The organism is Cupriavidus sp. 2TAF22 (genome assembly GCF_052115045.1).
Classification (GTDB): domain Bacteria; phylum Pseudomonadota; class Gammaproteobacteria; order Burkholderiales; family Burkholderiaceae; genus Cupriavidus.
Genome location: NZ_JBFRFX010000003.1, coordinates 217,531 through 232,155 on the forward strand (window position 1 = coordinate 217,531; position 14,625 = coordinate 232,155).

General features: G+C 69.3%; 10 protein-coding genes. 5 read left to right on the forward strand and 5 right to left on the reverse strand.

Annotated features, from left to right (window positions below; translation table 11 throughout):
- Positions 1–62 precede the first annotated feature (62 nt).
- The 5 genes from AB4Z48_RS05640 to AB4Z48_RS05660 all read left to right on the forward strand — a co-directional run bounded on the left by AB4Z48_RS05640 (position 63) and on the right by AB4Z48_RS05660 (position 8,307).
- Positions 63–1,817, forward strand: coding sequence for an Hsp70 family protein (locus AB4Z48_RS05640; RefSeq protein ID WP_441612897.1), 1,755 nt, complete (start codon positions 63–65; stop codon positions 1,815–1,817).
- A gap of 48 nt (positions 1,818–1,865) precedes the next feature.
- Complete coding sequence (locus AB4Z48_RS05645) at positions 1,866–3,734, forward strand: hypothetical protein (RefSeq protein ID WP_441612898.1); 1,869 nt, start codon at positions 1,866–1,868, stop codon at positions 3,732–3,734.
- Positions 3,735–3,914: 180 nt separating this feature from the next.
- Positions 3,915–5,828, forward strand: a complete 1,914-nt coding sequence (locus AB4Z48_RS05650) for a hypothetical protein (protein WP_441612899.1) — start codon at positions 3,915–3,917, stop codon at positions 5,826–5,828.
- A 149-nt stretch (positions 5,829–5,977) separates the two neighbouring features.
- Complete coding sequence (locus tag AB4Z48_RS05655; RefSeq protein ID WP_441612900.1) at positions 5,978–7,192, forward strand: cation:proton antiporter; 1,215 nt, start codon at positions 5,978–5,980, stop codon at positions 7,190–7,192.
- Positions 7,192–8,307 carry a YbdK family carboxylate-amine ligase gene (locus AB4Z48_RS05660; protein WP_441612901.1) on the forward strand — a complete coding sequence of 372 codons (1,116 nt, stop codon included), beginning with the start codon at positions 7,192–7,194 and terminating at the stop codon, positions 8,305–8,307. Before AB4Z48_RS05655 ends, AB4Z48_RS05660 begins: the two co-directional genes overlap by 1 nt.
- Before the next feature lie 60 nt (positions 8,308–8,367).
- On the opposite strand, the gene AB4Z48_RS05665 is transcribed toward AB4Z48_RS05660, so the two are convergent.
- From AB4Z48_RS05665 to gcvP, 5 genes are all read right to left on the reverse strand, one after another.
- Positions 8,368–9,105, reverse strand: a complete 738-nt coding sequence (locus AB4Z48_RS05665) for an MBL fold metallo-hydrolase (protein WP_441613051.1) — start codon at positions 9,103–9,105, stop codon at positions 8,368–8,370.
- A 78-nt stretch (positions 9,106–9,183) separates the two neighbouring features.
- Positions 9,184–9,507 carry an EthD family reductase gene (locus tag AB4Z48_RS05670; RefSeq protein WP_441612902.1) on the reverse strand — a complete coding sequence of 108 codons (324 nt, stop codon included), beginning with the start codon at positions 9,505–9,507 and terminating at the stop codon, positions 9,184–9,186.
- 115 nt (positions 9,508–9,622) lie between these two features.
- Positions 9,623–10,999 (reverse strand): L-serine ammonia-lyase, encoded by a 1,377-nt coding sequence (locus AB4Z48_RS05675; RefSeq protein ID WP_441612903.1) that lies wholly within the window; start codon positions 10,997–10,999, stop codon positions 9,623–9,625.
- A gap of 43 nt (positions 11,000–11,042) precedes the next feature.
- Positions 11,043–11,585, reverse strand: a complete 543-nt coding sequence (locus tag AB4Z48_RS05680; RefSeq protein WP_441612904.1) for a DUF421 domain-containing protein — start codon at positions 11,583–11,585, stop codon at positions 11,043–11,045.
- 115 nt (positions 11,586–11,700) lie between these two features.
- Positions 11,701–14,622 carry an aminomethyl-transferring glycine dehydrogenase gene (gene gcvP / locus AB4Z48_RS05685; RefSeq protein WP_441612905.1) on the reverse strand — a complete coding sequence of 974 codons (2,922 nt, stop codon included), beginning with the start codon at positions 14,620–14,622 and terminating at the stop codon, positions 11,701–11,703.
- Between the last annotated feature and the right edge of the window lie 3 nt (positions 14,623–14,625).

Genomic DNA, 14,625 nt, shown 5'->3' on the forward strand with positions numbered 1-14,625 from the left:
CGTTGCCGATTAATGTTGCGCTTGCTGCGCAAAGGATGCGTCGCCACCAGCCAGAACGAAACATGGACCACGACAAGCACACCATCATCGGCATCGATCTCGGCACCACCAACAGCCTGGTCGCGGTCTGGCGCGATGGACGGGCGCAGATCATTCCCAACTCTCTCGGCAAGCGCCTGACGCCCTCGTGCGTGAGCGTGCTGGACGACGGCGCGGTCGTCGTCGGGGAGGCCGCGCGCGACCGCCTGCTGACCCATCCCGCGCACAGCGCGGCACTGTTCAAGCGCTACATGGGCACCGCCCGCGCGACCCCGCTGGGCGAGCGGCGCTATCGCCCGGAAGAACTCTCGTCCTTCTTGCTGCGCGCGTTGAAGGCCGATGCCGAAGCCTGGCTCGGCGCGCCGGTCAGCGAAGCGGTGATCACCGTGCCGGCTTATTTCAGCGACGCCCAGCGCCGCGCCACGCGTGTGGCGGGCGAGCTGGCGGGGCTGCGCGTGGAGCGCCTGCTCAACGAGCCGACCGCCGCCGCGCTGGCCTACGGCTTGCAGCAGAACGGGGAAAGCCGCTTCCTGGTGTTCGACCTGGGCGGAGGGACCTTCGACGTCTCTGTGCTGGAACTGTTCGAGAACGTGATGGAAGTACGCGCCTCGGCCGGGGACAACTTCCTCGGCGGCGAGGACTTCGTCGCGGCGCTGATGCGCCGCTTCAGCCGCGACAGCGGGCTCGATGCGCGACTGAGCGCCGGCGGCGTGCAGGAAGGCGAGGCGCAGCCCGAGCGCTGGCCGGCGCAGTTGCGCGAGCGGGTACGCCACGCCGCCGAAGGTGCCAAGCGCGCGCTCAGCGACGCCGCCGGCGCGGACATGGCCGTGACCTGGGAGGACCGCACCTTCACCATGTCGCTGACCCAGGAAGTCTTTGCCGAACTGAGCACGCCGTTGCTGGAGCGGCTGCGCAAGCCCATCGAGCAGGCCATGCGCGACGCACGCATCCGGCCGGCCGAGCTGGACAGCGTGGTGCTGGCCGGCGGCGCCACCCGCATGCCGATGGTGCGCAGGCTGGTGAGCCGCATGTTCGGCCGCTTTCCCGTGACCGAGCTGAATCCCGACGAGGTGGTGGCGCTCGGCGCGGCCGTCCAGGCCGGCCTGAAGGCGCGCGACGCGGCGCTGGACGAAGTGGTCATGACCGATGTCGCACCCTATTCGCTGGGCATCGAAACCAGCCAGCGGGTCGGCCCGGAGGCGTTTTCCCACGGGCACTACCAGCCCGTGATCGACCGCAACTCGGTGGTGCCGGTCAGCCGCGTGGAACGCATCCATCCGCTGGCCGACAAGCAGGAGATGCTGGCGCTGCGCGTCTTCCAGGGCGAGGGGCGGATGGTGGCGGAGAACGTCTTCCTCGGCGAGATCGCCGTGCCGCTGCCGCGCATCAGCGCGGCCGAGTCGGGCGTGGACGTGCGCTTCACCTATGACGTCAACGGCATCCTCGAAGTGCAGGCCACCGTGCTCGCCACCGCCGCCACGCACCGCATCGTGATCCAGGAAAACCCCGGCGTGCTGAGCGACGAGGAAGTGGGCGAGCGCCTGGCGGCGCTTGCCGAGATCAAGATCCATCCGCGCGACCAGGCCGAGAACGCGCAACTGGTGGCGCGCGCCGACCGGCTCTACCAGCAGTGCCTGGGCCGCGACCGCGACCAGATCAGCGGCGCGCTGGCGCAATTCCAGGCCGCGCTGGACGCGCAGGATACCGAGCGCATCCGCACGCTGCGCGCGCCCATCCGGCGCCTGCTCGACGGACTCGACACGCAACTCTGGGACTGATCCCGGCTCGTCCCCTCTCCACGCTTCGCTACCGGCCCGATCCGAACAATGCACTGGCAAGTCCTGCAACTGGCGCCGACCACGGATACGCGCCGCATCCGCTCGGCCTATGCCGCGCGCCTCAAGGTCACGCGCCCCGACGAGGACGCGCAGGCGTTCCAGGCGCTGCGCGCCGCCTATGAATTCGCGCTCGAGTGGGCGCGCCACCATGCGCAGGACGAAGATGCCGGCGCCGTGCCCGACCCGGGCGCCGCTGCCCCGCCTGCCCCGCCTGCCCCGCCCGCCGGAGAGCCGGGGCCCGCCGCGATCGCTTCGCCGCTGACTTCGCCCGCCTCGCCCGTGCGCGGCAGGCTGCCGGCAATCGGCCAGGTGCTGCCGCCCGCCGTGCAGGCGGACCCGCAGCGCCCGCAGACGGCCCGGGCCTTGCCCGATGCGGGCGAGCTGGCCCTTGCAATGTGGGAGCGGCTGCGCGCCAGCTTTCCGCCCGCGCCGGCCGGCGGCCGCTACCCCGGGCTCGACCGCGGTGAACTGGCCGCGCAATCGCTGCCGGTCGGCGAGGCGCTGCAGCGCTGCCTGCAGGACGATGCCTTCGTCAGCATCGAAGCGCGCGACCGCTTCGAGTGGCTGGCGCTGCGCTACTGCGCCCGGGACGATGCCAGTCCCGCGGCGCGCACCGCGCTGTTCGAAGGCTTCGGCTGGGAAGATGCTTCCGATCACCTGGCGCGGCGCGACCGCGCCCTGACCCAGCAGGCGGTCGCACGCGCGCTGGCGGACCGGCAGTTCAGCTACTTCCGCACCTACGCCAAGGGCTCGGCGGCGGCGCAGGCGCTTCTGGCGCCGCCGCCCGCGCGCATCCGCCGGCAAGCGCTGATGCGCGGCGGCTTCGTCAAGGACATGCAGGCCCTGCTCGAACAACTGCGCTGGAAGACGCCGCAGACACGCCACTACCATTTCGACGAGGCGGTGCTGGCGGCCTGGGAGCAGGCGGTATCCCGGCCGCTGTTGTCGTGGGGGCAGTTGTTCCATGCGCTGTGGATCGGCGCCATCCTGGCCAGCGTGGTGCTGATGATCGTGGTGCGGCAGGAGGAACGCGCCGGGCACGATACCGTGGCGCCGTGGCTGGCGCTCGCCGTGTGCGGCGCCAGCCTGGTGGCGCCGATGCTGGCCTGGGCCTGGTACGTGCGGGTCTGGCAGCAATCCGTCACGGTGCGGCTGGCGCGCTGGCGGTCGCTGCCAGGCGTGCAGTGGGGCTGGTTCGGCCTCTACGTGGTGATCGGCGGCTTTGCCATGTTCGCCGGCTCGCTGCCGTCGCTCTACGCATGGTTCATCGGCGTGGAGCTGTATGCCCTGCTGGCCGCTTTCGCGCTGCTCTACCTGCCCGCGCTGCAGCGCATCGGCGTGGCCGGCGCGCTGACCATCGGCGGCATGTACATGGTCTTGTCGGTGCCGCTGTTCGCGCCGTTCGCGCATACGCTGGCGTTTGCGCTGGGCCTGCTGCTGGCCGGCGCCAACCTGTCGCTGGTGCTGCCGGCGCGCGCCTGGCTGCGCCAGCGCCACCGCGCCCGCCTGCTGCAAGGGCAGTGCGCCGCGCTGGCGGTCGGCGCCATGCTGCTGCTGGCGCAGATGCAGTGGGATCTGGCGAGCGAGCCGTGGCTGGCGGTGGCCGGCTGGCTGTGGCTGAACGCCGCCGTGTTCGGCGTCGATCCCATCCTTAACGGCCGCCTCAAGGGCTGGTGGCTGGCCTTGCTGCTGGTCCTGTGCAGCGTGGCCGGCGCCATGCCGGTGCATGCCGAAACCACGCCGCTGTTCCGCGCCGAGGCAGTGGCCTGCGTCTATCTGCTGCTGGCCTGCCTGTTCGAGTGGTCGGACCTGCGCGAGGACAGGCGCCGCGCCGGGCCGCCCGGACGGCGCGCCTGACTGGCGCGCGCATGGGCAAAGAGCCTCGCCTGGGGCCTTGCCCGGTCCGCCGCCCCGGGGTAGGGCTGCGGGGCGAGCCCGGCGAATGCCGGGAAAAGCGCCCCTTCCATTGCGGACCAAGAAACCTGCGCATGGCGCATAATCCCGCACTCGCACATTTCACCCCAGAAGGAGCAGTCCGTGTCCGTGCAGGAAGTCAGTTACGACCACGCCATCGAGCTAGCCAATGCCGAGCGCTACGACGAGGCGCTGGTCATTCTCGACCAGCTCTCGCAGGCGCAGCCGCAGGTGGTGGATTTCGATTGCCTGCGGGCGCGCCTGCACTTCGACCGCGGCGATGCCCAGCAAGCCTTCGCCGTGCTCGATGCGGCGCTGGCCAAGCTGCCCGGACTGAACCTGCATCCCGCGCACCGCTGGTCATCGCGCGGTGTGATCGCGCACCGCTACGGCATGTTGCTCACGAGCATGGAGCGCTTCCAGGAGGCGCAGCCCTGGCTGGACGAGGCGGCGCTGCGCAACGGCCTGTCTTCCGGCGAATGGAGCGCCCGGCTGCACGCGGGACTCGTGCGTTGCCGGCTGGGTGATTTCGCCGGCGCCGGCGCCTATTGGTACGACCTGCTGTACCGCGCGCCGGACCTGGGCGTGCAAGAGATCCTGGCCCAGGCGCTGGCCCACGTGAACGCCGCCGGCGAGCAGGCCGAGCCGATGCTGCGCCTTTGCCTGGCGCGCGCCGGCCTGGACAATCCCGACCTGCTCGAACTCGACGAAGCCGCCGGCGACGCCTTTGCCGCCGAGCAGGCGGGCATCGTGCTGGCTGCGCAGCCCGACCATCCCCACGCCCGCCGCATCCGCGCGCCGCTGCGCTACCGCGCCGGCGACCTCGAGGGCGCCTGGGATGATTTCGCCACTTATCAGCGCCAGGTGCCGGACCCGAAAGCCCAGGTGCGCGAGCTGGAATGGCGTCACCAGGCCGGCGAAGAGCAGCCATGGCAGCGCTTTGCCTTCGTGCAGAACGCGACCGACGCGGCCGGCTACTACAACGCCGGCGTGGCGCTGGCCGAATTCATCGATGCCGTGCCGGCAGCCGAGGCCGCGCTGGCGCCCCACGTGGTCGCGGCATACCGGCTCGGCCTGGCGCGCTTCGAGCAATACTTCGCCACCGGCGAGGGCGGCTACGACGATGCCGATCCGCATCTCTATTCGATGCTGTGCCACAACCTGGCGCAGCGCCTGGACGGCGCGGACCTGCGCGCCGAACGGATCGCGCTGCACGAGAAAGGCATCGCGGTCAGCGAATTCATCGAGCACTGGATCGACCTGCTCGACTGCCTGGTGGCCGCGGGCCAGCATGCGAAGGCGGTCGAGGTGGCCGGCGACGTGCTCAACCGCTACCCGCTCGAGCGCGACCCGGCCAATGTGGGCTGGGTGTTCAGCCGGCTGGTGAATGCATGGAAGGGCATCGGCGGCAGCGAAGTGACCTCGGCGGCGCGCGATGCGCTTGCGCACATGGACGCCCGCGCCGATGCCTTGCCGGTGGAGGAGCGCAGCCAGACCGGCCACGCACTCGCGCACGCGCGCGCGCATTTCGCCGGGCTGCTGCGCAACGGCATCGCGGGCATGGACCAGCACGACCGCACCGATGCGCTGGCCGAGATCGAGGCGCTGCAACGGCGTGCGCTGCTGATCGAGGACGCCTGGCTGTGCAACGAATTCGGCCTGATCTGGCGTGACCTGGGCGCGCCCGAGCGCGCGCTGCCGCTGTTCGAGCAGGCCATCGCGCTGACCGAAGGCGATGCGTGGGACCAGGCCCTGCCGCGCGTGCAGCGCGGCCTGATCCGCAACGGCGAAAAGCAGTACGCCGGGGCGCTGGCCGATTTCGAAGCGGCCTTTGCCGCGCGCGACCGCTGGGAAGGCGACGCTTATCTTGGCGCGGTCGAGGCCGCGCTCGGGCTGGCGCAGCGCGAGACCGCGCTGGCGTATTTCGAGAAAGCCCGCGCCGCCGGCGCCGACCAGGGCAGGATGCGCGCGCAGTACGCGCGCATGGAATCCGGCCTGCGTGCCACGCGGCCCGCCTGGAAGTTCTGGGGCGTCTAGCAAGCCACCCGCCGGACCGGCACGAGAAAACGCCATCGCACCAGATGGCGTTTTTTTACGCCTGTACGCATCATGTTCCCTGCAACTTAGGTGCGCTGTCGGACAAACTCTGACACGGAATGTCATGTGGCTCCGTTACCATGTAGTCCATGAATGGATTGAGCCAACTATTTCCAAGCCTGCCGCTGGCACCGGGCGGGCTGTTCTGGGTCGGACTTGCCCTGGTGGGCGCGGGCCTGGCGGGCGAGGTGTGCCGCATGTACCTGCGGCTGCCGCGCATCGTCGGCTATGCGGCCACCGGCCTGCTCGCCGGCATGCTCGGCCGCGGCATCGTGGACGAGGACATGATCGCGCAGACGCGCATCCTGATCGACATGGCGCTGGCGCTGGCGCTGTTCGAGCTCGGGCACCGGCTGTCGCTGAGCTGGCTGCGGGCCAACCGCTGGCTGCTGTTTACCAGCGCGTTCGAGAGCCTGCTGACATGGGGCCTGGTGGCGGCCGCGCTGCAGTGGATGGGCGTGACGCCCGCCGTGGCCATCCTCGCCGGCGGCATCGCGGTCAGTACCTCGCCCACCATCGTGCTCCAGCTCAAGAACGAGCTGCGTGCCGAGGGCCAGGTGACCGAGCGGCTACTCGCCATGACGGCGCTCAACAGCATCTACGCCGCGACCATCGTGCAGCTCGCCACCGGGTGGCTGCATTCCGAATACGGCAACCTGGGCGCCGCGCTGCTGCACCCGCTCTATTTGCTGCTGGGCTCGTGCCTGCTGGCCTGGGGCGTGGGCAAGCTGGGCCACGCCATCTATGCGCGCATGGCATCGGACGATCACTACAGCTTCCTGGTGCTGGTGGGACTGGTGCTGTTCACGCTGGCCCTCACGCGCGTGCTCAAGCTGTCGATGCCGCTCTCGCTGATGCTGGCCGGTGTGGTGTTCAAGCACCAGGACAGCCAGCCGCGCGTATGGCCCGCCCATTTCGGCAGCGCCGGCAGCCTGCTGATCATCGTGATGGTGGTGTCGCTCGGCCTGCCGCTGACCGTACATGACTGGGCCATCGGCGGCGGCGCCGCGGTGGTGCTGGTGCTGCTGCGCCACCTGGCCAAGCTGGCCGGCGTGGCCTCGCTGGGCTCGTTCTCCGGCCTGAGCCTCAGGCAATGCGTGGCGCTCGGGGTGGCGCTGGCGCCCATGTCGGGCCTGGCCTACTTGCTGATGAGCGACGTGGCGCGCCTTTATCCGTCCACGGGCGAGCCGCTGGCCGCCATCATCCTGTGCTCGCTGGCGCTCGAGCAACTGCTCGGCCCGGCGTTGGCCGCCTGGGCACTTCGCTACGCCGGCGAAGTCAGAAGCAATGGAGGAGGCCGCTGATGTCACTCGAACCGTTCAAGCACTCCGAAGCGCTGACCTTTGGCGTGGAGCTGGAGCTGCAGCTGGTCAACCGTCATGACTATGACCTGGCGCCGTTCGCGCCCGACTTGCTGCGTGCGCTGAAAGGCGCCCGGCATGCCGGCGACATCAAGCCCGAGATCAGCCCCTCGATGATCGAGATCAGTACCGGCATCTGCCACAGTTATGCACAGGCGCTGGATGAACTCGGCACCATGCGCGACCTGATGGTGGACGCTTCGCGCTCGCTCAACCTCGGCATCTGCGGCGGCGGCACGCACCCGTTCCAGCAATGGGCCGACCGCACCATCTCGGATTCGCCTCGCTACCAGTACATTTCCGAGCTGTACGGCTACCTCGCCAAGCAGTTCACGGTGTTCGGCCAGCACGTGCATATCGGCTGCCCGAGCGCCGACGAATCGCTGTTCCTGCTGCACGCGATCGGACGCTACGTGCCGCACTTCGTCGCGCTGGCGGCTTCGTCGCCGTTCGTGCAGGGCGTGGATACCGGTTTCGCCTCGGCGCGGCTGAATTCCGTGGCGGCCTTCCCCATGAGCGGGCGCGCACCGCACCTGCTCACCTGGGACGCCTTCACCGCCTACTTCGAGAAGATGCACGCCACGGGCGTGATCGAGAGCATGAAGGATTTCTACTGGGATATCCGTCCCAAGCCGGAATTCGGCACCATCGAAGTCCGCGTGATGGATACGCCGCTGACCGTGCAGCGCGCGTGCGACATTGCCGCCTATATCCAGGCGCTGGCGCGCTACCTGCTGCTGTCGCGCCCGTTCATGCCGCAGGAAGACGATTACCTGGTCTATACCTTCAATCGCTTCCAGGCCTGCCGCTTCGGCCTTGAAGGCGAGTACGTGCATCCCAACGAACTGACGCGCATGCCCATCGCCGATCACATCGTGACGATCTGCGACGCGCTGGTGCCGCATGCAGAAGCGCTGGGCTCGCTCGACGCGCTGGCCAATATCCGCGCGCTGGCGCAAAGCCGCAACGGCGATGCCGAACGCGTGCGCCAGATCGATGCCGACACCCGCAGCCTGCGCGAGACGGTGCGGCAGACCTGCGACAGCTGGGCGAGCTGAGGCACGCAGCTGCCTCCGGCCAGTTGGCCGCTTGCCCAATTGCCCAATTGCCCGCTAGACCTAGACCCCGTGCGGCACGTGGTCACCGTCACGCAGGCCCAGGCGCTGGTTGGCCGGCACTGCCACGTCGATCAGCTTCGGCCTGGGCAGGTTGAGCTGCTTCATGATCTCGATGAACTGGATGCGCGTATGGCCGGCTACGCGGCTGTTGTGCTGGCGTTCGTGACCGATGGTGGATGCCGTGCGGCCCTTGTAGTCGTGCGCGGGATAGACCAGCGTGTCGTCCGGCAGGGTGAAGAGCTTGCGGGTGAGGCTGTCGTACAAGGTGCCGGCGTCGCCCGACTGGAAATCGGTGCGGCCGCAGCCGTCGATCAGCAGCGCGTCGCCGGTGAAGACGCGTCGCACCGGGCCGGCCGGCGTGGCCTCTTCCCACAGGTAGCTCATGCTGCCGGCGGTGTGGCCGGGCGTATGGATGGCGCGCAGCACCTGCGTGCCGAACGGCAGCGTGTCGCCGTCGATCAGCTGTTTCTCCGCGGGACGGATATCGCAGCCCGACGGCGCCGCGCTGTGTGCGCCGGTTTGCATCGCAACATGGCCGGCGGAGGTGATGTGGTCGGCGTGCGCGTGTGTTTCCACCACCCACGCCAGCCGGGCGCCGCTGGCCTGCAGGCAAGCCATGTCGCGCGCGAGCTGCCGGTCGACCGGGTCGATCAGCAAGGCTTCGCGCGTGGCGGCGTCGATCAGCAGGTAGGTGAAGGTTGACGAGGTCTCGTCGAACAGCTGGTAGAAGGTCTGCATGACGGTCTGCACGACGGCACGGTCGGATCGGGAATGCAAGAAACAGCGCCGCGGCGCGCGCGGCACCAGTCCGCCGGTTCAGGCGATGTCCACCACTTCGCTGATCTGCACTACCGGCACTGCATTAGTGTAGTTGGGGATGTCCTGTTGCAGTTCCTTTCCCGCGGCCCGGGAGGCGGCCACGAAGTCCGGCAGCGAGTCGAACAGGAAGTGGCACATCGCGGCATAGGCCGGATCGGATCCCGGAGCGCCGCCGCCCAGCCCGCGCTCCACCGCCACGCCACGATAGCCCGGCTGCGCGCTGTACAGCTCGACAGCGCGCGGCATGTGGCGCGTGCGGTAATAGTCGAAATCGAACTTGCCGTCCTTGCTGTACGGGTAGAGGATGCTGATCTTGATCATGCCGGGTCTCCGTTTCGGTTGTAAGCCGGGCAAGCGTAGCAGAAAGCACTGGAGACGGCACCGCGCCGCCCGCCACGCCTGCCGCCCCGGCGGCAGATCCCCGGTGCGCGCCGGCTCAGCACTCCACGATATTCACCGCCAGCCCGCCGCGCGCCGTTTCCTTGTACTTCGTCTTCATGTCCGCGCCGGTCTCGCGCATCGTCTTGATCACCGAATCGAGCGACACGTAGTGCGCGCCGTCGCCGCGCAGCGCCATGCGCGCCGCGTTGACGGCCTTCACCGAGGCCATTGCATTGCGCTCGATGCACGGGATCTGCACCAGCCCGCCGACCGGGTCGCAGGTCAGGCCCAGGTTATGTTCCATGCCGATCTCGGCGGCGTTCTCCACCTGCTCCGGCGTGCCGCCCATCACGGCGGCAAGCGCGCCCGCGGCCATCGAGCAGGCCACGCCGACCTCGCCCTGGCAGCCCACTTCGGCGCCGGAGATGGAGGCGTTGAGCTTGTACAGCATGCCGATCGCGCCGGCCGTCAGCAGGAAGTCGATCACGCCCTGCGGGTTGGCCCCGGGCACGAAGCGGTCGTAGTAGTGCAGCACGGCCGGGATGATGCCGGCCGCGCCGTTGGTGGGCGCCGTCACCACGCGGCCGCCGGCGGCGTTCTCCTCGTTCACGGCGATGGCGTACAGGTTGACCCAGTCCATCACCGAGAGCGGATCGGCCAGCGCGCGCTCGGCATGCTCGGTGAGGTTGCGGAACAGCTCGGGCGCACGCCGCCTGACCTTGAACGGGCCCGGCAGCTCGCCGTCGGTGCGGCAGCCGCGCGCCACGCAGGCCTGCATCACGGCCCAGATGCGCAGCAGCCCGGCGTTGACATCGGCTTCGCTGTGCCACACGCATTCGTTTTCCATCATCAGGCGCGCGATGCTCTTCTTGCTGGCCGCCGCCATTTCCAGCATCGCGCGTCCGCTGCGGAACGGGTGCGGCAACTGCTGGTCGGCACCGAGGATCTGCGTGTTGGCCGCGCCCGCCGTGACGACGAAGCCGCCGCCCACCGACAGGTAGCGCCCCTCGCGCAAGGGCTGCCCGGCGGCATCGAAGGCATGGAACTTCATGCCGTTGGGATGCTCGGCCATGGCTTCGCGCCGGTAGAAGACGATGTGCTCCTTCTCCACGAACGGCACCGGGTGCGCGCCCAGCAGCGACAGCGTGCGGCTGGCGCGCAGCGCGGCCAGGCGCAGCTCGATGGTGTCCGGGTCGATGGTGTCGGGCGCTTCGCCCAGCAGGCCGAGGATGACCCCCTTGTCGGTGCCGTGGCCGCGGCCGGTGGCGCCGAGCGAGCCGTACAGCTCGACGCGCACGCTGGCCACCTGGGGCATCAGGCCATCACGTGCCAGGCCCTGGGCGAACATCAGCGCGGCGCGCATCGGGCCGACGGTGTGCGAACTGGAAGGGCCGATGCCCACCTTGAACAGATCGAAGACGCTGACTGCCATGGCAAGGCTCCTGGGGATCTTGGCTATCTGCAACCCACCGGCGTCAGACCGGCGCGTCGCTATCGTTGTTGAGGGGGGCGCGCCACAGCGAGGTGGCTGCGTCGCGCGGAGTGGGCGGGGCGTCCTTCCTCACCATCACGCTGATGGTGCCGTCGTTCTCGAGAATCGCGAAATGCACATCGCCAACGCGCTCGCAGCCGGCATGGCGCAATGCCTTGTGCAGGTCGTCGCGGGTGATGTAGGCGTGCTTCATCACGTCGGCAAAGACCTGGCCTTCATGGATCAGGACCTGCGGGCGGCCTTCCACGACATTCTCAAAACGCCGGCTGCGCCAGCTCAGCCAGGCCAGCACGAGATTGGCGCCGACCAGCGTCACGGCAAGGATCAGGCCCGCGGTGACGGAGTTGTCGCCCGCATTCATCGAATTCTGCACCGCGTTGGACAGCACCAGCAGCAGCACCAGGTCGAGCGATGTCAGCTGGCCGATCTGGCGCTTGCCGGAGAGCCGCAGCAGCACCAGCAGGCTGCCGTAGACAATCAGTCCGCGCAGGACGAATTCCCACCATGGGGCGCTGAGGTTCCACATGCGTGCTCCGTTTGCCGGGCGCGGCCGGGTGGCCGGGCAACCACACCGAGCATAGCGCGTTGGCGCAAGCGCCGGGGGCTGCCGCAACGGCGGACAGGCCCCGGCTCCCGCCAGCTTACTCTTCGGCGTACTCGCTCATCGGCACGCAGGCGCAGAACAGGTTGCGGTCGCCGTAGACGTTGTCGGCGCGGCCCACCGGCGGCCAGTACTTCTGCGTGCGCAGCGCGGCCACCGGGTAGGCGGCTTCCTGGCGCGTGTACTTGTGCTCCCAGGCGTCGGCGGTGATCACGGCGGCAGTGTGCGGCGCGTTCTTCAGCGGGTTGTCCTCGCGGTCGAAGCTGCCGTCCTCCACGCGGGCGATCTCGGCGCGGATGGCGATCATGGCGTCGATGAAGCGGTCCAGTTCGTGCAGGGCCTCGCTCTCGGTCGGCTCGATCATCAGCGTGCCCGGCACCGGGAAGCTCATGGTCGGCGCGTGGAAGCCGTAGTCCATCAGGCGCTTGGCCACGTCCTCGTTGGAGATGCCGGTGGTCTTCTGCAGCGGGCGCAGGTCCAGGATGCACTCGTGCGCGACCAGGCCGTGCTGGCCCGTGTACAGCACCGGGAAATGCGGCGACAGGCGGCGCGCCACGTAGTTGGCGGCGAGGATGGCGTTCTCGGTGGCGGCGGTGAGGCCGGCCGAGCCCATCATGGCGACGTACATCCACGAGATCGGCAGGATGCTGGCCGAGCCGAACGGCGCGGCGGACACGCCGCCGATGCCGTTGTCGTCGCGGCGGTAGCCCACGCTGTCCTGGTTGGGCAGGAAGTCCGCCAGGTGCGCGCCGACCGCCACCGGGCCCACGCCGGGTCCGCCGCCGCCGTGCGGGATGCAGAAGGTCTTGTGCAGGTTCAGGTGCGAGACGTCGCCGCCGAACTGGCCGGGCGCGGCGGTGCCGACCATGGCGTTCATGTTGGCGCCGTCCACGTAGACCTGGCCGCCGTGCTTGTGCACGATGTCGCAGATCTGCTGCACGCCCTGCTCGAACACGCCGTGCGTGGACGGGTAGGTGATCATGATGGCGGCGAGGTTGCGGCTGTGCTGCTCGGCCTTCTTCGCCAGGTCGGCGAGGTCGACGTTGCCGTCTTCGTCGCAGGCCACCACCACCACCTTCATGCCGGCCATCTGCGCCGAGGCCGGGTTGGTGCCGTGCGCGGAGGAGGGGATCAGGCAGATGTCGCGATGGCTTTCGCCGCGGCTGGCGTGATACGCGTGGATGATCAGCAGGCCCGCGTACTCGCCCTGCGAGCCGGCGTTGGGCTGCAGGCTCACCGCGGCGTAGCCGGTGGCCGCGCACAGCATGGCTTCGAGCTGGTCGATCATCTCGCGGTAGCCCACGGTCTGGTCCAGCGGCGCGAACGGATGGATCTTGCTGAACTCGGGCCACGTCACCGGGATCATCTCGCTGGTGGCGTTGAGCTTCATCGTGCACGAACCGAGCGGGATCATGGTGCGGTCCAGCGCCAGGTCCTTGTCGGCCAGCATGCGCAGGTAGCGCAGCATCTCGTGCTCGGCGTGGTGCGTATTGAAGACCGGGTGGGTCAGGTAGGCGCTCTGGCGCGCAAGCGCCGCGGGGAAGGCGTCCTGCGCGGCGGCTTCCAGTGCGTCGAACCCGGGCACCGGCTTGCCGTGCGCGAAGATTTCCCACAGCGCGATCACGTCTTCGCGCGAGGTGGTCTCGTCCAGCGAGATGCCGATGCGGTTGGCGCCGGCGTGGCGCAGGTTGATGCCGCGCGCGGTGGCGGCCGCGTGGATGGCCTCGGTGTTGAAGCCGGTCACCAGCGTGAGCGTGTCGAAGAAGGTCGCGTTGGTGCGGGTGTAGCCGAGCACCTCCAGGCCTGCGGCCAGCGTGGCGGCGAGGCGGTGCACGCGCTGGGCGATGCGCTTGAGGCCCTGCGGGCCGTGGTACACGGCGTACATCGAGGCCATCACCGCCAGCAGCACCTGCGCCGTGCAGATATTGGAAGTGGCCTTCTCGCGCCGGATATGCTGCTCGCGCGTCTGCAGGGCCAGGCGATAAGCCTTGTTGCCCTGCGCGTCGATGGTCACGCCGACCAGGCGGCCGGGCATGGAGCGCTTGAACGCGTCCTTGACCGCCATGTAGCCGGCGTGCGGGCCGCCAAAGCCCAGCGGCACGCCGAAACGCTGCGAGTTGCCCACCGCCACGTCGGCGCCCCATTCGCCGGGCGCGGCGATCAGGGTCAGCGCCAGCAGGTCGGCGGCGGCCACCACCAGGCCGCCGGCGGCGTGCACGGCGTCGGCGATGGCGCGGTAGTCGGCCACGTCACCGTTGACGCCCGGGTACTGCAGCAGCACGCCAAAGGCATGGGCGCCGGCAGCGTCGGCCGCGGGGCCGACCTTGACTTCGATGCCCAGCGGCAGCGCGCGCGTGCGTACCACTTCCAGCGTCTGCGGCAGCACGTCGTCGGCCACGTAGAAGGTGTTGGAAGCGTGCTTGTTGACCCGCTGCAGCAGCGTCATGGCCTCGGCCGCGGCGGTGCCTTCGTCGAGCATCGAGGCGTTGGCGATATCCAGGCCGGTCAGGTCGGTGACCATCTGCTGGAAGTTCAGCATGGCTTCCAGGCGGCCTTGCGAGATTTCAGGCTGGTACGGCGTGTAGGCGGTGTACCAGGCCGGGTTCTCGAAGATATTGCGCAGGATGACGCCGGGCGTCAGCGTGTTGTAGTAGCCCTGGCCGATAAAGCTCTTGAGCACCAGGTTCTTGCTGGCCAGGCCGCGCAGCCTGGCCAGGGCGCCTTCCTCGGTGAGCGGCTCGGTGAACTCGCCCAGCGGCATGCCGTCGCGGCGGCGGATGGCGGCGGGAATGACGGCGTCGATCAGCGCGGCACGGCTGTCGTAGCCGAGTACCTTGAGCATGTGTTGCTGCTCGGCGGCATCGGGGCCGATATGACGGGAAGCAAAGGCGTCGCGCGCCTCCAGTTCGGCCAGCGTGGGCCGGGCACCTTTGGCTGCGTTCATGGGCAGGGGGGCGTTCATGGC